This is a genomic window from Frigoribacterium sp. PhB116 (genome assembly GCF_004364285.1).
Lineage (GTDB): Bacteria > Actinomycetota > Actinomycetes > Actinomycetales > Microbacteriaceae > Frigoribacterium.
In genome coordinates, this window is the sequence record NZ_SOBE01000001.1 from 1,211,144 (window position 1) to 1,229,386 (window position 18,243).

General features: G+C 73.5%; 17 protein-coding genes. 9 read left to right on the plus strand and 8 right to left on the minus strand.

Going from position 1 to position 18,243, the window contains the following annotated elements:
- Window positions 1-87 precede the first annotated feature (87 nt).
- Window positions 88-804, minus strand: a complete 717-nt coding sequence (locus tag EDF20_RS05525; RefSeq protein WP_123546766.1) for a hypothetical protein — start codon at window positions 802-804, stop codon at window positions 88-90.
- A 183-nt stretch (window positions 805-987) separates the two neighbouring features.
- On the minus strand, window positions 988-2,595 hold the full coding sequence (locus EDF20_RS05530) for a hypothetical protein (protein WP_133737925.1): 1,608 nt from the start codon (window positions 2,593-2,595) through the stop codon (window positions 988-990).
- Between the two features lie 270 nt (window positions 2,596-2,865).
- Between EDF20_RS05530 and EDF20_RS05535 the strand changes: the two genes are divergently transcribed.
- The 5 genes from EDF20_RS05535 (at window position 2,866) to EDF20_RS05555 (ending at window position 7,896) form a co-directional block, all read left to right on the plus strand.
- Window positions 2,866-3,789 carry a CoA ester lyase gene (locus EDF20_RS05535; RefSeq protein ID WP_133737926.1) on the plus strand — a complete coding sequence of 308 codons (924 nt, stop codon included), beginning with the start codon at window positions 2,866-2,868 and terminating at the stop codon, window positions 3,787-3,789.
- Window positions 3,790-3,955: 166 nt separating this feature from the next.
- Window positions 3,956-4,597, plus strand: coding sequence for a PadR family transcriptional regulator (locus tag EDF20_RS05540; RefSeq protein WP_243833376.1), 642 nt, complete (start codon window positions 3,956-3,958; stop codon window positions 4,595-4,597).
- 213 nt (window positions 4,598-4,810) lie between these two features.
- Window positions 4,811-5,905 (plus strand): glutamate--cysteine ligase, encoded by a 1,095-nt coding sequence (locus tag EDF20_RS05545; RefSeq protein WP_133737927.1) that lies wholly within the window; start codon window positions 4,811-4,813, stop codon window positions 5,903-5,905.
- A gap of 86 nt (window positions 5,906-5,991) precedes the next feature.
- Window positions 5,992-6,864, plus strand: coding sequence for a DNA/RNA non-specific endonuclease (locus tag EDF20_RS05550; protein WP_133737928.1), 873 nt, complete (start codon window positions 5,992-5,994; stop codon window positions 6,862-6,864).
- Between the two features lie 81 nt (window positions 6,865-6,945).
- Entirely contained in the window at window positions 6,946-7,896 is a 951-nt protein-coding gene (locus EDF20_RS05555; RefSeq protein ID WP_133737929.1) for a hypothetical protein, read from the plus strand.
- Window positions 7,897-7,954: 58 nt separating this feature from the next.
- Here EDF20_RS05555 and EDF20_RS05560 read toward each other — a convergent pair whose 3' ends face one another.
- The 6 genes from EDF20_RS05560 to EDF20_RS05585 form a co-directional block, all read right to left on the minus strand.
- Window positions 7,955-8,314: a hypothetical protein gene (locus EDF20_RS05560; protein ID WP_133737930.1), complete on the minus strand. Its 360-nt coding sequence runs from the start codon at window positions 8,312-8,314 to the stop codon at window positions 7,955-7,957.
- A 10-nt stretch (window positions 8,315-8,324) separates the two neighbouring features.
- Entirely contained in the window at window positions 8,325-8,900 is a 576-nt protein-coding gene (locus EDF20_RS05565) for a GNAT family N-acetyltransferase (protein ID WP_243833377.1), read from the minus strand.
- A gap of 126 nt (window positions 8,901-9,026) precedes the next feature.
- The gene (locus EDF20_RS05570) at window positions 9,027-10,427 is read right to left on the minus strand and encodes a peptidoglycan DD-metalloendopeptidase family protein (protein WP_133737931.1); all 1,401 of its coding nucleotides are present in this window, start codon (window positions 10,425-10,427) and stop codon (window positions 9,027-9,029) included.
- A 271-nt stretch (window positions 10,428-10,698) separates the two neighbouring features.
- Window positions 10,699-11,355, minus strand: coding sequence for a histidine phosphatase family protein (locus EDF20_RS05575; RefSeq protein ID WP_133737932.1), 657 nt, complete (start codon window positions 11,353-11,355; stop codon window positions 10,699-10,701).
- 68 nt (window positions 11,356-11,423) lie between these two features.
- Entirely contained in the window at window positions 11,424-12,044 is a 621-nt protein-coding gene (locus tag EDF20_RS05580) for a nucleoside/nucleotide kinase family protein (RefSeq protein ID WP_123546776.1), read from the minus strand.
- Between the two features lie 64 nt (window positions 12,045-12,108).
- A complete protein-coding gene (locus EDF20_RS05585; protein WP_133737933.1) occupies window positions 12,109-12,780 on the minus strand; it encodes a VTT domain-containing protein in 672 nt (223 codons plus the stop codon).
- Between the two features lie 196 nt (window positions 12,781-12,976).
- Here EDF20_RS05585 and EDF20_RS05590 point away from each other — a divergent pair, with 196 nt between their 5' ends.
- From EDF20_RS05590 to EDF20_RS05605, 4 genes are all read left to right on the plus strand, one after another.
- The gene (locus tag EDF20_RS05590) at window positions 12,977-13,972 is read left to right on the plus strand and encodes an ATP-binding cassette domain-containing protein (protein WP_133737934.1); all 996 of its coding nucleotides are present in this window, start codon (window positions 12,977-12,979) and stop codon (window positions 13,970-13,972) included.
- Complete coding sequence (locus EDF20_RS05595) at window positions 13,969-14,847, plus strand: ABC transporter permease subunit (protein WP_133737935.1); 879 nt, start codon at window positions 13,969-13,971, stop codon at window positions 14,845-14,847. The genes EDF20_RS05590 and EDF20_RS05595 overlap by 4 nt, the downstream gene beginning before the upstream one ends.
- Window positions 14,848-15,079: 232 nt before the next feature.
- Entirely contained in the window at window positions 15,080-16,576 is a 1,497-nt protein-coding gene (locus EDF20_RS05600) for a DHA2 family efflux MFS transporter permease subunit (protein WP_133737936.1), read from the plus strand.
- A gap of 129 nt (window positions 16,577-16,705) precedes the next feature.
- Window positions 16,706-18,187: an MFS transporter gene (locus EDF20_RS05605; RefSeq protein ID WP_123546780.1), complete on the plus strand. Its 1,482-nt coding sequence runs from the start codon at window positions 16,706-16,708 to the stop codon at window positions 18,185-18,187.
- The last annotated feature ends 56 nt before the right edge of the window (window positions 18,188-18,243 follow it).

Consider the following 18,243-nt stretch of genomic DNA (forward strand, 5'->3'; position numbering starts at 1 on the left):
CGGGGACGAGAGGAGCCCCGTCCCGCAGGTGCGGGACGGAGCTCCTTCGGCGACGCCGACGGGTGCCGACGGGCTGCACCCGGTGGGCTACTGGGTGGCGACGGTGATCTTCGCGACGCCGACGAGCATCTGGTCCTGGACCGCGTCGGTGTCGAACGTGGTGTTCAGCAGGGCGGCGGCGTCGGGGCTGACGTGCACGGTCGTGCCCTCGAGGACGGCGTTCGTCCCCTCGGTCTTCAGGGGCTCGAGCGTGCCGCCCCAGAGCGTGAAGAGGTAGGCGTCCTGCGCCGCGATCGTCCCGTTCGCGGTGACGGTGCCGTAGAGCTTGCTCTCGCCCGGGTCGATGCGGAAGTCGCTCAGCTCGACGACCGTGCCGTCGGCGGCGGTGAGCGACAGGCCCGAGTCGTCGTGGTCGATGTTGCCCTGCACGTAGGGACGCACGTCGCCCTCGGGGTCGTAGTAGGTCACGTTGCCGCCCGTGATGGGGAACGAGAACGTGCCGTCGGTGAACGTAGCGTCGCCGACGACCCCGGGGGTGAGGCCGAGGGTGCCGAGAGCGTCGACGAAGGAGGCGTCGACGGCGACCTGGGTGTCCACGCCGCCCGTGAGCGCGGGGATCGTCGCCAGGGGCTCCTCCGTCGACTCCTCGGCGGGCTCGGTCGCGTTGACGGGGTGCGTCGGCGCGGTGTTGTTGCTCTCCGAGTCGGAGGTGGACGAGCAGGCCGCGAGGCCGAGCACGAGGGTGCCCGCGGCGACGACGGCGAGGGTGCTGCGGACGAGGGAGGAGCGGTCGAGGAGGTGCATGAGGGTCCTTTGCGTGTCGCTGCCCGTGTCGTCGCTGCTGCGCGGCGTCGCGGGCCGGTGTCGGTGGTTCGGTGCGTCGGTGGTTCGGTGCGTCGGTGGTTCGACTCGGGGGCCCTGCCGGATTGCCGGACCCGCTCACGGCGGGGCCCGACGGCGACCTGCCGCCGTCGGGACCCGAGGGGATCAGACCTGGTGGTCGGGCACGAAGCGGTCGACCTTGCGGTGCCAACGCTGTCCGAGGAGGCCGCCGAGGACGGCCCCGACGAAGCTCAGCACCACGAGGAGGCCCAGGAACACGAACGACTCGACCGAGGTCGACGACATGTCGTCCATGGAGGGGATCATCGGGTTCGGCGCGGACTGGTCGCCGGCCTGGACGCCGACGACGGCGCCGACCACCCCGACGACGATCGTGATGACGAGGCCCCACAGCCAGGTGGCCAGGCCCTGCTTGAAGCCGGAGAACCGGGCGACGCGGGAGGCCGTGAACCCGCCGACGAAGTACCCGGCGAAGACGATCACGAGGACGACGATCCCGGTCGTGATCGAGAGGACCTCGGCGTTCTCGCCCAGGTAGCCGCGGAAGCCCCCCGAGCTGGAGCCGGACGACGCGGCGACGACGGCGGACGCGATCGCGGCGAAGACGACGAACACGGAGACCCCGAAGCCCGTCGCGGCCAACCAGCCGAGGAGGCCGGCGCCGGGGCGGATGCCGGAGAACTCCTGCTTCTGCTCCGTGAGCAGCTCGCGGCGCAGGGCCACGGGGTCCGCGGTCTCGGCCACGAGCGGGTACGCCTGCGACCCGGTGGCCGGACCGGCGCCCCCCGGACGACCGGCCACACGGCCGTCGTCGGTGCGCCAGGAGGAGGTGGGGGCGTCGTCGCCGCGGCCGAGTGCCGCCACGGGGGCGACCACGGTCGGCGAGTCGTCGCGTCGGTCGCCGTCGTCCGCGGCGTCGCCGTCGACGCGCGAGCCGTCCTCGCCCGGAGCACGGTGGGCCTCGGCGGCGCGGAGGGCGTCGTCGTCGTGGAGGGGACGGCCCGAGTCGTCCTGGGGCGAGGCGGACCAGGCACGCGACGCGGGGGGCGTCGGGGCGACGACGGGCGGGACGACGCGGGCCTCGTCGTCACGACCGTCCGGGTCGTCCGCACGGGCGGTGGTGGTGTCGGCGTCGTCGCGGGGTGCGGGCTCGACGCGGTCGTGGAGGACCTCGGTGTCGGCGTGGTCGGACGACGCACGCTCGTCGGAGGTCGAGAGGTGCTCGTCGCCGGTCGAGGACTCAGGCGTCGTCGTCGCGGCCGGTGCCGCGAACGCGCCGTCGCCGGCACGGACGTCGTCGTCGCCTGAACGGTCGACGTCGGCCGAGTCCGTGTCGCTCGACCGGTCAGCGGGGGCGTCGCCGAACGCGACCGCAGGCGGCGCGGCCGGGTCCGTCGACGAGTCAGGAGACGTGGTCGACGTGTCGTCGGCACGACGGCCGGCGGCGTCGTCGCGGTCGTCGGCACCTGAGTCCTCGACACGGTCCTCGGGTGCGACGGCAGGCTCGGCGGGTCCGTCGGACGCGGCGGGCGAGCCGAAGTCGACGGCGGGTCGATCGGCGGCCGGGGCGCCGAAGTCGACGGCGGGGCCGTCGGCGGCACGACGATCGTCGGTGTCGGTGTCGGCGTCCGGGTCGTGGTCGTCGCGGGTCAGCGGTGCGTCGTCGAGCGGGTCGCGGGCGGGCTCGCGCGGGGCGCGGTCGCGGGCGTCGCCCTCGTCGGCGCGGTCTCTCGGGGTGTTCGCGTCGGTCATGGCAGCTCCTCGTGATCGTGGCCTCGCGACGCCCCAGGGGCACGTCGCCGGTGCTCCGTGACCCCGGGTGTCGCCTGTGGTCTTCCTGAACGGTACGCCCGACAGCCGCGTCAGGGCTGGACCCCTCGCCTGCCGAGCGGAGACCCGTGGCCGCGCGTCGCTGCGCGCCGTCGCCCGCGGGCTCCGGGCGGCCCGGTAGCGTGGTGGAGCACGCCGCCCGCGACGAGCGGAGCCGGCGAGACGCGACGACGAGACAGACGAGGACGTCCCATGACCGACACAGCCACCACCGCCGGCGCCCCGGACGCCGCCCCGTCCGGCTCCGCCGCCACGGACTCGACCACGACGGGCTCGACCGCGACCGGCCGCTCGAAGCCGCCGGCCGACATCGCCCGCTCCTGGCTGCTCGTGCCCGGCACGGCCCCCGAGCGCTTCGACCAGGCCGCGCGCTCCCGCGCCGACCAGATCGTGCTCGACATCGAGGACGCCGTCGACCCGGCCCGCAAGCCCGCCGCCCGCGACGACGTGGTCGCCTGGCTCACGGCCGGCGGCAGCGCCTGGGTCAGGATCAACGACCGCTCGACCGACTTCTGGTCGGACGACGTCGACGCCCTCCTCGGCCTGCCGGGCCTCCAGGGCGTCATGCTCGCCAAGACCGAGGCGCCCGAGCACGTCACCGAGACGTTCGACCGGCTGGGAGGCGCGGTGCGGGTCCTCGCACTGGTCGAGTCCGCGCTGGGCATCGAGGAGAGCCCCTCGATCGCCAAGGCGCGCGGCGCTTTCCGACTGGCCTTCGGCAGCGGCGACTACCGCCGCGACACGGGCACCAGCGCCGACGACCTCGCCATGGCCTACCCCCGCTCCCGCCTGGTCGTCGCGAGCCGCATCGGCGGCCTGCCCGGCCCGATCGACGGCCCCACCGTCGGCAGCAGCCACCCCGTGCTCCGTGAGCAGGCGGGCGTCGCCGTCGCCCTCGGCCTGACGGGCAAGCTCTGCCTCGACGTCGAGCAGCTGCCCGTCATCAACGAGGTCATCAGCCCCACGCCGTCCGACGTCGCCTGGGCCCAGGACTTCCTGGCCGACTTCGAGGGCCGCGGCCGCGTCATCCGCGACGGCAGCGACCTGCCCCGTCTCGGCCGCGCGCAGAAGATCGAGAAGCTCGCCACGGCGTTCGGCGTCGCACCGGCCAGCTAACCGCCCGACCGGCCGACTGGTCGAGAGCAGGGCCGAGGAGGCGCACCCCCACCGGGGTGCGCCTCCTTCTTTTTGCCGACTCTTGACAAGCGATAGTCAGCGACATATCTTTGACACATCGCGACAACCACCGCGACACAGACTTGAGATCGAGAGGACGTTCGCCATGGGCAACGCACACCACATGAACCCCGACCACTCCGACCACCGTGACCAGCACGACCGCTTCGCCGGCGGCGGCCGCTTCGGCCGCCCCTTCGCCCGCGGCGGCCGCCCCGGCGGCGCCGGCTTCGGCCCCGGGGGCCCCGGCCCCTTCGGCGGCTTCCCCGGGTTCCCCGGCTTCGGCCCCGGCGGCCACCGCGGCGGCCGCGGCCGAGCCCGCAAGGGCGACGTCCGCCTCGCGGTCCTGTCGCTGCTCGCCGACGTTCCGTCGAACGGCTACGGCCTGATCAAGGCCATCGCCGAGCGCACCGACGGCGTCTGGAAGCCGAGCCCCGGCTCGGTCTACCCCACGCTGCAGCAGCTCGTCGACGAAGAGCTCATCGTCGCGGGCGACGAGGCCGCCAAGGGCGAGTACTCGCTCACCGAGGCCGGCCGCACCTACGTGGCCGAGCACGCGGACGCCGTCGAGGCGGCCTGGGCCGCCACGACCGGGGACGAGGCCTCGGACGAGTTCCGCGAGAGCCTCGGCAAGCTCTTCGGCGTCGTGCAGCAGTTCCGCTCGGGCGTGACCGACGCGCAGCGCGCGGCGGCCACCGCCAAGCTCGACGAGACGCGTCGCGCGCTCTACGCGATCCTCGCCGACTGACGTCGGACGGGTCCCGCCCAGGAGGCGCGGTGCAGGCACGCCTGCACCGCGCCTCCTTCGCGTGCCCGGCCGCGACGGCTCGGCGCCCGGCCCGCGTGTCTCGCCCGTCCCGCACACGCCAGGCGCGTACCCCGTCGTCACGGTCACCTCTCGGCCGATCGGCGGGCGCTCCCCGGCCGGGTCGCTAGCATCCCCCCGACGACAGGGGGCCGCATGACGACGTTCGGCATCGAGGAGGAGTTCATCCTGGTCGACCCCGTGACCCTGACGCCGGCCGACGTCGCCGCCTCCGTGCACGCCGAGCTGCTCGGCTCGGCCCACGAGTCGAAGTTCGTCAGCCACGAGTTCCTGGCGTCGCAGATCGAGCGGTCGAGCCCCGTCTTCACGCAGATGGACCAGGCCGAGGCGGACCTCGTGACCTTCCGCACGCGGCTCGCCGCCCAGGCCCGCAGCCGCGGCGTCGTCGCCGCGGCCGTCGGCACGCCCTTCATGTGCAGCGGCTGGCCCGCGGTGACCGACACCGAGCGGTACCACCGTGTCGAGGAGGAGTTCCGCGGCCTCGTCACCGACCACCTCATCAACGGGACGCACGTCCACGTCGGCGTGCCGTCGCGGGACGTCGGCGTGGCCGTGCTGAACCGGGTCCGCACCTGGCTGCCGACGCTGCTCGCCCTCACCGGCAACTCGCCGTACTGGCACGGCGCCGACACCGGCTTCGCGAGCTGGCGCGCGATGCACATGCGGCGCTGGTCGACCGGCGGCTGCCCGCCTCCCTTCGCGGACGCGGCCGACTACGACCGGCGGATCCGTCGGCTCGTCGGCGTCGGCGGCACCTACGACACGCGCACGATCTGGTGGAACGCCCGGCTCGCCGAGGACCACCCCACCGTCGAGGTCAGGGTCGCCGACGCCCAGCTCGACACGGGCGGGGCCCTGCTCGCCGCGACCCTGGTGCGCGCCCTCGTCGACACGGCCCGCGAGGAGGCCGAGGCGGACGTCGCCCCGCTCGAGGTCGAGCCCGAGCTGCTCGACGCGGGCCTCTGGCACGCCGCGCGCGACGGGCTCGGCGGCGAGCTGCTCGACCCCGTCGCCGGGGAGCTTCGCGGATCCCGCGAGGTGCTGCACCGCCTCCTCGTGCACGTCGGCGACGCGCTCGACGCGTCGGGCGACCACGAGCGGACACGTGCCCTGCTCGACCGCGTGACGACCGACGGCACGGGCGCCGAGCGGCAGCGGGCGGCCGTGCGGCGCGGCGGCCCCGCCGAGCTGAGCCGGCTCTGCGAGACGGCGCTCGTCGCCCGCGCCTGAGCTGAGGCGGCTCGGGGGCACGGACCGGTGTCGGAGGTGCGGTGCACGATGGACCCAGACCACCGACCGAGCACCAGGAGGCGCGGATGACGATCGCAGACGACCAGCCGGAGGCGTCGGCCGCCCTCGGGTACGACCCCGGGTTCCTCGCCGTGCAGGTGCCGCTGCCCCGCCCCGGCCCGCGTGCCGTGCGCGAGCTGCCCTACGCGCACTTCACCGTGCTGCTCGACCCGCGCCGGCGCCTCGCGTCCCTGACCGCGGTGAACGTCGACGGGTCCTCGCTCGTCGACCTCGAACGGGGCGACGACTGGCACCTCGACGAGCGCGTCGCCGCTGACGAGCAGTGCGGGCCCGAGGTCTACGCCCGCAACGACCTCGACCGCGGCCACCTCGTGCGACGCCGTGACCCGGTCTGGGGCACGCCGGCGGTCGCGTCGCGCGCGAACCTCGACACGTTCACCTACACGAACGCGGCCCCGCAGGCGGGCGACTTCAACCAGTCGTCCGAGCTCTGGCTCGGCCTGGAGGACCTCGTGCTCGAGTACGCGGCCGTGCACCAGCAGCGCCTCAGCGTGCTGACCGGTCCGGTGCTGCACCCCGACGACCCGACCTACCGGGGCGTCCAGCTGCCGCTCCGCTTCTGGAAGATCGCGGCCTGGGCGACACGCGACGGCGCCGCGCTGCGGACCTCCGGCTACATGCTCGACCAGTCGCCCCAGCTGGACGACGCCGACCTCGGGCGGGCGACCGCACGGGCCGGCGACGAGGGCGAGCTGCCCCCGCTCGGGCCGTACCGCACCTTCCAGGTGCCGGTGCGCGACATCGCCGCGCTGACCGGGCTCGAGCTCGCGCAGCTGGCCGAGGCCGACTCCCTGCAGGTCGTCCCGACGGTCCGGCCGCCCTCGGGGCTCCCCGAGGGGTGGGTGCCGCTCGACTCGCCCGACCAACTGACGTTCTAGCGGGGCACGCCGGGTCGGGTCGGGTCTCGGCCCGGTTCGGCCGGGCCCGGCCCGGTCGACTCGGCTCGGCCGGAGGTCGGCGTGGCAGGATCCGTCCTCGTGCCTGCCGACCCTGCCGCCCGTGACGCCCCCGACGCCCGGGGCCCACGACCACTCGCCGACGATCCCGCGACGGTCCTGACCGTCCGGCGCGAGCACGACGTCGTTCCGGAGCGGGCGACCCCTTGGCGCGACGTGGTGGCGGAGTTCGACGTGCCGGACGACGCGAGGGCGTCGGCCGACCTCGTCCGCCCCCTGCTCGACGACCCCGAGCTCCACTGGTCGCCCGGCCTGCGACGAGGCGTGCTGGCGCTGCTCCCCCGCAGCACCGCGATGGTGCGCGTCGTGCTGTCGTGGGAGTGGTCCGTCGAGGCTGCCGACTTCTCGGTGCACTCGCTCGAGCCGGAGCCCTTCTCGTCCGACGACCTGGTCGTCCTCGAGGGGTGGCTCCGCGATGCGGCGCGACGCCTCGCGACCGAGAGCGATGCGATCGAGGTCGCGGTGACCCGGGTGGTCGACGACGTCGTGTCGGGGCTCGACCGGAGCGCACCTCCTCGATCCACCTCGACGCCGGCGGACGACGACGTCGTCAACGATCCGGACGGCGCCCCCGGGCACACGACCGGCACGGCGGTCCTCGGCACCCGCGTCGCCGGGCCGGATGCCGAGTCCGGTCACGGACGGGTCGACGTCCGCCTGCCCGACCCCGGCGACCCCGGCCACGAGGTCCTCGTCGACGTCTCGACGGGCCGCCTGCTCGGGCACCGGACCACGCTCGCCGACGAGGGCGACCCCTGGGCGTTCCGCTACGTCGTGGTCGACGAGGTCGAGGCGCCTCGGGCCGAGGGGTCGGCCGACGTCGTCCCGGCCGACCTGGTCCACTGGCACGACCAGCACATCCAGCGGCAGATGCTCGCCGACGACGCCCGCCAGGCGCTCGTGCACCTGCTGGCCGGCCTCGACGCGCCGGCGTCGGTCGGCTACCGCGACTGACCGGCCGGACGGTCTCGGGACACGGCCGGAACTGACCGGCTCGGCACGAGGACGGGGGCTACGGCCGTTCGTCGACGATGGCCACGAAGCGGCTGCCCACGCCGGCGACCTCGCTGCGCGCCGTGCCCTGCTCGGGCTCGGGCAGCTCGTCCACGCCGTGGTCGTCGCAGCTGAGGTGCGTCCATGAGGGCCACCACTTCTTCGGCCGGGCGGCCTCGTGGTAGCCGCACACGACGCAGGCGAGATCGACCCAGACGGGCTTGCCCGTGCGGTTGGCCCGGGACTGCAGCAGCCACGCGGGCGGTGACTTCTCGAGCGCGAGCAGCTCGTCGAGCGTCAGCCTCGCGGGGATGCCGTGCCGCACCGCCATCTCGAGCGGGATGTCGAGCTGCAGGGCAGCGTCTCGTCGCGTGATCATCGCGCCCAGCCTAGAGGGCGACCAGCACCTTCTCGAAGCAGATCGAGTTCGGGAGCGCCTCGACGTAGGGCTCGTAGGTCGGGATCGGCCGGTAGCCGACACGCTCGTAGAGGCGGACGGCCTCAGGCTGGCGGTCGCCCGTCTGCAGGATGAGCCGCGGCGCCCCGGCGGCCCGGGCGACGGCCTCGACCTCGGCCATCAGCACCCGGCCGAGGCCACGGCCGCGCTCGGTCGAGTCGACGATGACGCGCTTGACCTCCCACTCCCCGTCGAGGTCGCGCAGCACGGCGTGCGCCACGGCACGGCCGACGTCGTCGGTGACGAGCACGGTCGCGTGGACCTGCTCGGGGTGCACGCGCAGGGCGTCGTCGCGAGCGGCCGTGACCGCCGGGTCCTCCACGACGCCGGGGTCGGAGTAGCGCTCGTTCATCTCGGCGTCCATGCGTGCCCGGAGCTCGAGGGCCCGGGGGTCGTCCCACGCGACGTGCTGCACGTGCAGCGCCGCCCCGGACGAGGCGGCGGGGACGCCCGGCTCGAGGGGTGGGTGTCGAGGAGAGACCTGGGCAGGAGGAGCGGTGTTCGTCACCGCGACATCCTGCCATCCCTGCCCGGACGCTCCCTGCACGCTGTGCACGTCGCGCCGGAGCCGGAGCCGGGGCCGGGCCGGGCCGGGGCCGGGGCTGGTCAGCCTGGGCCTGTGAGCCGGGGCCCGCTACCGCAGGCTGACGCCCCGGGCGGCCATGAACGGCACCGGGTCGGTCGAGGCGCCGTTGACGCGCGTCTCGAAGTGCAGGTGGCAGCCGGTCGAGTTGCCGGTGGAGCCGACGAGGGCGATGAGCTGGCCGGCGACGACGGACTGGCCGTTGCGCACCTTGATGCCGCCGTTGACGATGTGGCCGTAGGCCGTGCTGAGGCCGCCGCTGTGGGCGATCCGCACGTAGTTGCCGTAGCCGCCGTAGGCACCGGCGTAGTTGACCGTGCCGGAGGCCGCCGCGTAGATCGGCGTGGAGCAGCCGGGCGCGAGGTCGACGCCGTCGTGCAGCTTCCACTGGCCCGAGACGGGGTTGACGCGGTAGCCGTAGCCGCTCGAGATGCCGCCGCCGCTGGGGCGGACCCAGCCGGAGCCGGATCCCGACCCGCCGCCTCCGCCGGACGACACCGGGGGCGCCGCCGGAGCAGGGGCAGGGGCGCCGGCGCTCGGGGCAGGACGCGCGGCGGCCGCCGCAGCAGCCGCGGCCGCGGCGGCGGCACGCTGCTGACGCAGCTCCTCCGCCTGGCGGGCGGCCTCGGCGGCTCGGGCGGCCTGCTCGGCGGCGACGCGCTGACGCTCCGCCTCGACACCGGCCTCGTACTGTTCCTGCGTCTGTGCGGTCGTGTCCTGCAGCACGGCCAGCTGGGCCTGGAGGCGCGACTCGTTCTCCTGCTGAGCGGTCACCGCGGCCGTGGCGGCGTCGGCCGCGGCCTGCGCCTCGTCCATCGAGACCTGCGCCGTGTCACGGAGGCCGACCAGCGCCTGCTTCGCGACCGCGGCCTGGTCGCCGAGCGACTGGGCCACGTTGCGGTCGGAGACGGCCTGCTCACGGATGCCGTCGGCCTGCTCGGTGATCTTGCTCATGGCACCGAGACGGTAGAGGAGGTCGTCGGCGGCCTCGCCGTCGCCGACCAGCTGCGTCGAGACGTCGCCGCCGCCAGTGCGGGCGAGCTGGGCCGAGACCTGGCCGGCGCGCTTCTCGCTCTCGTCCGCGATCGCGTTCTTCTCGTCGACCTGCGCCTGCAGCTCGGCGAGCTTCGCGGCGCCCTGGTCGGCGAGGTCCTGAGCGGCCTGGAACGCGGCGCCCAGGCGTTCGGCCTCGGCCTGCGCGTTCACCGCGTCGGACTGCAGCTGGTCGAGCAGGCCCTGCAGCTCGGAGATCTGTGCCTGCTTGGACGACTCGTTCGCCTGGGCGGCCTTGACGTCGTCCCAGGTCGGGTAGGTCGCCGCGCGTGCGGGCGAGCCGCCGACCACGACACCGGCGACCACGAAGACGAGCGCGAGGAGCAACGTCGAGACGACGGCGAACGCGCTGCGCGAACGCAGGGCCGGCAGGAGCGGTGCAGGCAGCGGAGAACTCACGTGGTCGTGTCCTGACTCGAGGGGGGCGACCTGCGTCGAGCTGCCTGTCGGCAGCTCGTCACCGAGGTCGGATGCGTGACCACCCTACGGCGGAAGAGGGCGAGGGTAAACCCGAGGTAGAAGGTTCAGGTGTCACCCGACGACCCCCAGAGCTGGGGCCACAAGACTTCACTCGAGTCACACGAGTCACATCGACCCCGTGATCTGTCCCCCGATCCGGGCGCAGCGAGCGTGGCCGGTCAGCCGGTCGACCCGTCGCGCGGATCGCAGGTCAGACGGCCTCACCGGTCGGGTCGCTCGCGGCCGGGTCGTCGAGCAGGGCGCCGCCGACGGGCTCGCCGGCCCACTCGACGAGCGCCCACCCCTCGTCGAGCGACCCCTCGAGCACGACCACGCCGGTGTTCGCGAGCTGGTGGGCGCGCACGAACGCGGCGTCGGCGTTGGAGGCACGTCGCCCCGCCCAGCCGCGGATGGCGGCCCCGTGGCTGACGACGCCGACCACGTCGTGGCCAGCGGCGCAGGCCTCGTCGACCGCGCCGTCGAAGCGGGCGAAGAACGCGTGGCCGTCCTCGGCGCCGGGGACGCAGGCGTCGAGGTCGCCGTCGACCCAGCGCAGCACGGTGCCGAGGTAGGTCGACACGGCCTCCTGGTCGGAGCGGAGCTCGAGCTCGCCCGCCTCGACCTCGCGGAGGCCGTCACGGACGGTCGGCACGAGGCCGAGGGAGGCGGCGAGCGGCGCGGCGGTCAGCTGCGTCCGCAGCATGGTGCTGGTCGACATCGCGCCGATGCCCGCCGCTGCGAGCGCCTCGGGCAGCGCGGCGGCCTGCTCGAGGCCGAGGTCGGTGAGGCCCGGGCCGGGCACGGTCGTGCCGAGCTCGCCGCGGATGTTGTCGGGGGTCTGACCGTGTCTGATGAGGTAGAGGCGCATGGCTCACCACCCTACGGACGGCCACCGACGCCATGGACACCGACCAGGGCCAGGGCCAGGGCCCGGGGTCAGCCTGCGAGCACGCCGTCGGCACGGGGGCGGGTGGCCCGCACGAGCGCGGCCGAGCGCTCGTCGGGCCCGGTCGCCCAGGCGAGCGCCGCCTCGTCGGCCATGCCGTGCCGCACGTGCCGCGCGACGAGCCGCCGCAGCCTCTCGGGCTGCGGCACCTCCACCCACCAGACGAGGTCGAGCTCGGCGCGGGCGCTCCGCCACGGCTCGTCGTCGACGAGCAGGTAGTTGCCCTCCACGACGACGACCTCGACGTCGGGGGCGACCTCGATCGAACCGGCCACCGCCTCCTCGAGGCCCCTGACGTAGTCGGGCGCCCAGACCGTCTCGCCGAGCTCGACCCGTCGGATGCGACGGAGGAGGGCGAGCCAGCCCGTGCCGTCGAACGTGTCGATCGCGCCCTTGCGATCGAGCCGGCCCAGGCGGGCGAGGGTCGCGCCGGCGAGGTGGAAGCCGTCCATCGGGACGACGACGGCCGGGGTGCCCGCCGCGACCAGCACATCGACGAGCAGCGTCGCGGTCGTGCTCTTGCCGCTGCCCGGCTCGCCCGCGAGTCCGACCACGACGCGACGGCCCGTCCGGGCCCGGAGGCCGACGAGGCTCGCGACGGCGTCGTCCACGCCGAGCGGCTCAGGACCCGGGGCTGGCACGTCGGCGGGCGACGTCACGACCGGCGAGCTCGGCTCAGGCGCCGGGCGTGGGCGTCGCGCGCCGCGCCGAGATCGCCTTGCGGAGCACGGTGATCAGGATCGGCAGCACCGAGACGAGCACGATCACGATCGCCCAGACGTCGATGTGGTCGGCGATGATCGGCACCCCGCCGAGGAGCGAGCCGAGCACCGTGAGGCCCACGGCCCAGAGGAACGCGCCGATGACGTTGAACGCGAGGAACGCCGGGTAGCGGTAGCCGGCCGTGCCCGCGGCGAGCGGCACGTAGGTGCGCACGATGGGCACGAAGCGGCCGAGGATGAGCGAGAGGCCGCCGTACTTGGCGAAGAACGCCTCGGCCTTGGCGAGGTGGGCCGTCTTCAGCACACGCGCGTCGGGCTTGAACCAGCGCCGGCCGAAGCGGTTGCCGAGGAAGTACCCCACCTGGTCGCCGAGGAACGCGGCGGCGAAGGCGCAGAGGGCGATCAGCCAGACCGGCAGCTCGAGGGCCTCGTGCAGCAGCCCGGCCGTGAACAGCAACGAGTCGCCCGGCAGGAACGGGAACAGCACGCCCGACTCGATGAACACCATCAGCGAGATGCCCGCGAGCGCCCAGGGGCCGAGCGCCGGCAGCAGCGCCTCGGGGTCGAAGAGCAGGAAGCCGCCGGAGGCGAGGGGCAGGGAGGCGAGGAGGGTGGCTGTCGTCACCGGGCGAGTGTAACGACAGGCTCCTCCGGCCTGCCTCCTCCCCCGGTGGTCGCAGGCCGGGGTCGCCGGGTGTCGTCCGGTCGGCGGATGTCGGCGGCGGTGCCCCTCTCCTAGTCTCGACGCAGGTCGGCAGCCCCCGCACGCGACGATGCGTGCCCGCGGCGACGACACCCGCACGACGACGAGAGGCACCCCCATGATCGAAGCTCGATCACTCACGAAGAGATACGGCTCGAAGGTGGCGCTCGACGACGTCAGCTTCACCGTGCGACCCGGCGTCGTCACGGGGTTCCTCGGCCCCAACGGCGCGGGCAAGTCGACCACCATGCGCATGATCGTCGGGCTCGACCGGCCCACCTCGGGCTCGGTGACGGTCAACGGCCGCCCCTACGCCGACCACCGCGCGCCGCTCCGCGAGGTCGGCGTGCTGCTCGACGCGAAGGCCGTCCACAGCGGTCGCAGCGCCCACGACCACCTCCTCGCGATGGCAGCCACGCACGGCATCGGCAAGGCCCGCGTCCGCGAGGTCATCGCCCTGACCGGCCTCGAGTCCGTCGCGAAGAAGCGCGTCGGCGGCTTCTCGCTCGGCATGGGCCAGCGCCTCGGCATCGCCGCCGCGCTGCTCGGCGACCCGGCGACCCTGATCTTCGACGAGCCCGTCAACGGCCTCGACCCCGAAGGCGTGGTGTGGGTGCGGACCCTCGCCCGCCACCTCGCCGGCGAGGGCCGCACCGTCTTCCTCTCCTCGCACCTGATGAGCGAGATGGCACAGACCGCCGACCACCTCATCGTCCTCGGTCGCGGCCGTGTCCTGGCCGACGCCCCCGTCAGCAGCGTCATCGCCCAGGCGTCCGGCGACGGCGTGCGCGTGCGCAGCCCGCACCTCGCCCAGCTGTCCGACCTGCTCCGCAGCCGCACCGAGGTCGTCGTGACGACGACCGAGGACGGCGCGCTCGACCTCCGGGGCGTCACCGCCGCACAGGTCGGCGAGGCCGCAGCCGCCCAGGGCATCGTGCTGCACGAGCTCACCCCGCTGGTCCGATCGCTGGAGGAGGCCTACATGACCCTCACCCAGGACTCGGTCGAGTACCACGCAGGAGGCACGGTCCCTGCGGGAGGCACAGCCCACGCAGGAGGCGCCCCCGCGGCCGCCGACGCCGCATCCGCCACGACGTCGGGAGCGACGCGATGACCACGACCACCACGCCCCGCCCGACGACCCACGCCCACACGGCGGGCTCGGGGGTCTCGTTCGCCCACGTGCTCCGCTCGGAGTGGATCAAGCTCCGCAGCCTCCGCTCGACCGCCTGGTGCTTCGCGGTGATCGTGGTGCTGCTGATCGGCTTCGCCCTGCTGTTCGGCGCCTTCGCGTCCGGCTTCGAGGGGGCACCGGCCACCGACGAGCAGCAGCAGTCGCTCGCCGTCAGCGTCGCCACGATCGGCGTACCGTTCGCACAGCTCGTCGCCGCGGTGCTCGGCGCCCTCGTCATCACCGGCGAGTACAGCACAGGCATGGTCCGCTCCACCTTCGCGGCCGTCCCCCGCCGCACGGCGGCGCTCGTCGCCAAGGTCCTGCTCATCGGCGTCACGACCTTCGTCGTGTCGGCCCTCGCGCTGGCCGTCGCGCTGCTCGTGTCCACGCCGCTGCTCTCGAGCTCGGGCGTCGACACGGACCTCGCCGACGGTCGCATCTGGCTGTCGATGCTCGGCGGCGCCGCGACCATCGGCTTCATCGCCATGATCGCCTTCGGTCTCGGCGCGATCATCCGCAACGGGGCCGGCGCGATCGCCTCGGCGATCGGCATCGTCTTCGTGCTGCCGATCATCTTCTCGATCGGCCAGGCGCTGATCGCGAAGTCGTGGATCTACTCGCTCTACGAGTTCATCCCGCCGCAGGCCGCGACGCGCGTCTACGACTACCCGGTCGACGGGCAGTCGCTCACCGCGCTGCCGGGCCTCGACGGCTCGCTCGTGCTCGAGCCGTGGCAGGCGCTGCTCGTGCTGGTCGGCTGGGTCGTGGTGCTGTTCGCGATCGCGCTCGCCCTCGTGAAGCGACGCGACGTCTAGTCCGCAGCCGCGCCTCCTCGACGGCAGGGGCCGACGCGACCACCCGGTCGCGTCGGCCCCCCGCCTCGTGCCCGCCTGTCGTCAGCTCGGCCGGCTGCTCGGCCGGCTGCTCTGCCGTCCGGCCCCTGCCGTTCACCTCAGATCGGGAATGAACGACGCCTGTCGAGCGCTGCACCGGTGTCTCGACGGCGAGACACCGCCCCCGCGACCCGCCAGCCCCCAGGGAGATCACATGACGAGCGACACCGCCGCGTCCACCGCCGCCGACACCGGCTCGGTCGGCGCGACCCCCGACGGGGACGACGCAGGCCTCGCGGCTCGCAACAAGCTCGTCATCGGCCTGCTGCTCGTCAGCGCCTTCGTCGTCATCCTCAACGAGACGATCATGGGCGTGGCCCTGCCGAGCCTGACCCGCGACCTCGACATCACCGTGACCGCCGGCCAGTGGCTGACGACCGGCTTCATGCTGACGATGGCGGTCGTCATCCCGATCACCGGGTTCCTGCTGCAGCGGTTCAACACGCGCCCGGTCTTCATCACGGCCATGAGCCTGTTCAGCCTCGGCACCGCCATCTCGGCGATCGCGCCCGGCTTCGGCGTGCTGCTGCTCGGCCGTGTCGTGCAGGCGTCCGGCACCGCGATCATGATGCCGCTGCTGATGACGACGGTGCTCACGCTCGTGCCCGCCGCGACGCGTGGACGCACGATGGGCAACATCTCGATCGTCATCTCGGTCGCTCCCGCCATCGGGCCGACCATCTCCGGGATCATCCTCAGCGTCTTCGAGTGGCGGTTCATGTTCATCCTCGTGCTGCCCATCGCGCTGGGCGCCCTCGCCCTCGGCGCCGCGCGCGTCAAGAACGTCACCATCCCCCGCACGGTGCCGCTCGACGTCTTCTCGGTGATCCTGTCCGCCTTCGCGTTCGGCGGCATCGTGTTCGGGCTCAGCTCGATCGGCGAGGGCGCCGAGGCGGCCGTGCCGGCGTGGCTGCCGATCGGCGTCGGGGTCGTCGCCCTGCTCGCGTTCGTCCTGCGCCAGCGCGCGCTCCAGCGTGACGACAAGGCGCTGCTCGACCTCCGCACCTTCCTGTCGCGCACCTTCACCACGTCGGTCCTCGTGCTCGGCGTCGGCATGATCGCCCTCTTCGGCACCCTGATCGTGCTGCCGATCTACCTGCAGAACGTCCACGGCCTCGACCCGCTGGCGACGGGCCTGCTCCTCCTGCCCGGCGGCTTGCTGCAGGGCGTGCTCTCGCCGATCGTCGGCCGCATCTTCGACAAGCACGGCCCGACCGTGCTGCTCGTGCCCGGCACGATGCTCGTCAGCGCGGTGCTGTGGTTCCTCTCGACGGTGTCCGAGTCGACGCCCATCCCGATGGTGCTCGGCGCGCACGTCGCCCTCAGCGTCGGCCTCGCGCTGATGTTCACGCCGCTCTTCACGTCGGGCCTCGGCTCGCTGCCCGGCCGTCTCTACTCGCACGGCTCGGCGATCGTCGGCACGGTGCAGCAGGTCGCGGGCGCCGCCGGCACCGCCGTGTTCGTGACCGTCATGACGCTGGCCACCGTGTCCGCGGCGAGCGGCGGGGCCGGCGACATCGCCGCCGCGAGCGCCGGCGTCCGTGCCGCGTTCCTGGTGGGCGCGATCATCTCGCTCTTCGCCGTGGTCGGGGCGTTCTTCGTCCGTCGTCCCCCGGTGACCGAGGGCGCCGAGCCGATCGTGGCGCACTAGCCGCACCTCCCCCACGACCGCCCTCCCCGACCACCGGGGAGGGCGGTCGTGCGTCCGGCGCCGGGAGTACCGTCGCCGGTGTTCGTGCACCCTCTGCACGGATGCACATCGCGCACAGGGGAGACCACCATGAGCAGCTCGTCGTCGACCACGGCCCGAGGAGGCGGCGGCAGCGTCCGCAGCCTGGTCCCGGCCCGCATGGACCGCCTCCCGTGGACCAAGTTCCACTGGACGATCGTCGTCGGGCTCGGCTTCTCGTGGGTGCTGGACGGCCTCGAGATCCAGATCGTCGCCTCCGCCGGCTTCCAGGCCGACCTCGGCCTGACCGCCGCGCAGGTCGGCTACCTCGGCACGATCTACCTGCTCGGGCAGGTGGCGGGCGCCCTGGTCTTCGGCCGGCTGAGCGACACGCTCGGCCGCAAGAAGCTCTTCATCCTCACGCTGGCCATCTACCTCGTCGCCAGCGGCCTGGCCGGGCTGTCACCGAACTTCGCGTTCCTGGCGGTGTTCCGGTTCATCGCCGGGATGGGCATCGGCGGCGAGTACGCCGCGATCAACTCGGCCATCGACGAGATCATCCCCTCGCGCTACCGCGGACGCGTCGACATCGCGATCAACGGCACCTACTGGGGCGGCGCCGCCCTCGGCTCGGCCGCCAACCTCTTCCTGCTGAACACCGACTACTTCGCCGAGAACGTCGGCTGGCGGATCGGCTTCTTCATCGGCCCGGTGCTCGGCCTGATCATCATCTACCTGCGCCGGCACATCCCCGAGAGCCCCCGCTGGCTGATGACCCACGGCCGCGAGGAGGAGGCGGAGGCGACGGTCACCGACATCGAGCACCGCGTCGAGGCGGAGGGCCGCACCCTGGAGCCGGTCAGCGACGACCAGGCGCTCGAGGTGACCGACCAGGGCCGCATCCCCTTCAGCGTCATCTTCCGCACCCTGGTCAAGGACTACCCGAAGCGCACCCTCGTCGCCGCGACGATGATGATCACGCAGTCGTTCCTCTACAACGCGATCTTCTTCACCTACGCGCTGGTGCTGCAGAACTTCTACGGCACCGACCCGGCGTCGACGCAGTACTTCTTCTTCCCGTTCGCCATCGGCAACCTGCTCGGGCCACTGCTGCTCGGCCACCTCTTCGACACGTGGGGCCGCCGCCAGATGATCTTCCTGACCTACGGGGTCTCGGCGGTCGTCCTCGCCGTGTCGGCCGTGCTGTTCCACATGGACGTCCTGAGCGCGACGACCCAGACCGTGTTCTGGTGCGTGTCGTTCTTCTTCGCGTCGGCGGGCGCCTCCTCGGCCTACCTCACGGTGAGCGAGATCTTCCCGCTCGAGCTGCGCGGCCAGGTGATCGGCTACTTCTTCGCCCTCGGCCAGATCGCCGGCGCGGTCGCCCCGACGCTCTACGGCTCGCTGATCGGCGACGGCACCGACCGCGGGCCGCTGACGGCGGGGTACTTCCTCGGCGCGGGCATCATGCTCGTGGGAGGCGTGGTCGCGTTCGTCTTCGGGGTGTCGGCCGAGCGGAAGTCGCTCGAGTCGATCACGAGCCCGCTGTCGGTCGTGCCGCCGGGCAAGGGCGGCGGCACCGGGAAGTCGTAGCGGGCGAGATCTGACCTGCCGGGCCGCGCCCTCGGACACGGGCCGTCAGGACACCG

Coding starts and splice junctions, on each gene's coding strand:
- EDF20_RS05525 (WP_123546766.1), bottom strand. CDS start 804: ATGCACCTCCTCGACCGCTCCTCCCTCGTCCGCAGCACCCTCGCCGTC.
- EDF20_RS05530 (WP_133737925.1), bottom strand. CDS start 2,595: ATGACCGACGCGAACACCCCGAGAGACCGCGCCGACGAGGGCGACGCC.
- EDF20_RS05535 (WP_133737926.1), top strand. CDS start 2,866: ATGACCGACACAGCCACCACCGCCGGCGCCCCGGACGCCGCCCCGTCC.
- EDF20_RS05540 (WP_243833376.1), top strand. CDS start 3,956: ATGGGCAACGCACACCACATGAACCCCGACCACTCCGACCACCGTGAC.
- EDF20_RS05545 (WP_133737927.1), top strand. CDS start 4,811: ATGACGACGTTCGGCATCGAGGAGGAGTTCATCCTGGTCGACCCCGTG.
- EDF20_RS05550 (WP_133737928.1), top strand. CDS start 5,992: ATGACGATCGCAGACGACCAGCCGGAGGCGTCGGCCGCCCTCGGGTAC.
- EDF20_RS05560 (WP_133737930.1), bottom strand. CDS start 8,314: ATGATCACGCGACGAGACGCTGCCCTGCAGCTCGACATCCCGCTCGAG.
- EDF20_RS05575 (WP_133737932.1), bottom strand. CDS start 11,355: ATGCGCCTCTACCTCATCAGACACGGTCAGACCCCCGACAACATCCGC.
- EDF20_RS05590 (WP_133737934.1), top strand. CDS start 12,977: ATGATCGAAGCTCGATCACTCACGAAGAGATACGGCTCGAAGGTGGCG.
- EDF20_RS05595 (WP_133737935.1), top strand. CDS start 13,969: ATGACCACGACCACCACGCCCCGCCCGACGACCCACGCCCACACGGCG.
- EDF20_RS05600 (WP_133737936.1), top strand. CDS start 15,080: ATGACGAGCGACACCGCCGCGTCCACCGCCGCCGACACCGGCTCGGTC.
- EDF20_RS05605 (WP_123546780.1), top strand. CDS start 16,706: ATGAGCAGCTCGTCGTCGACCACGGCCCGAGGAGGCGGCGGCAGCGTC.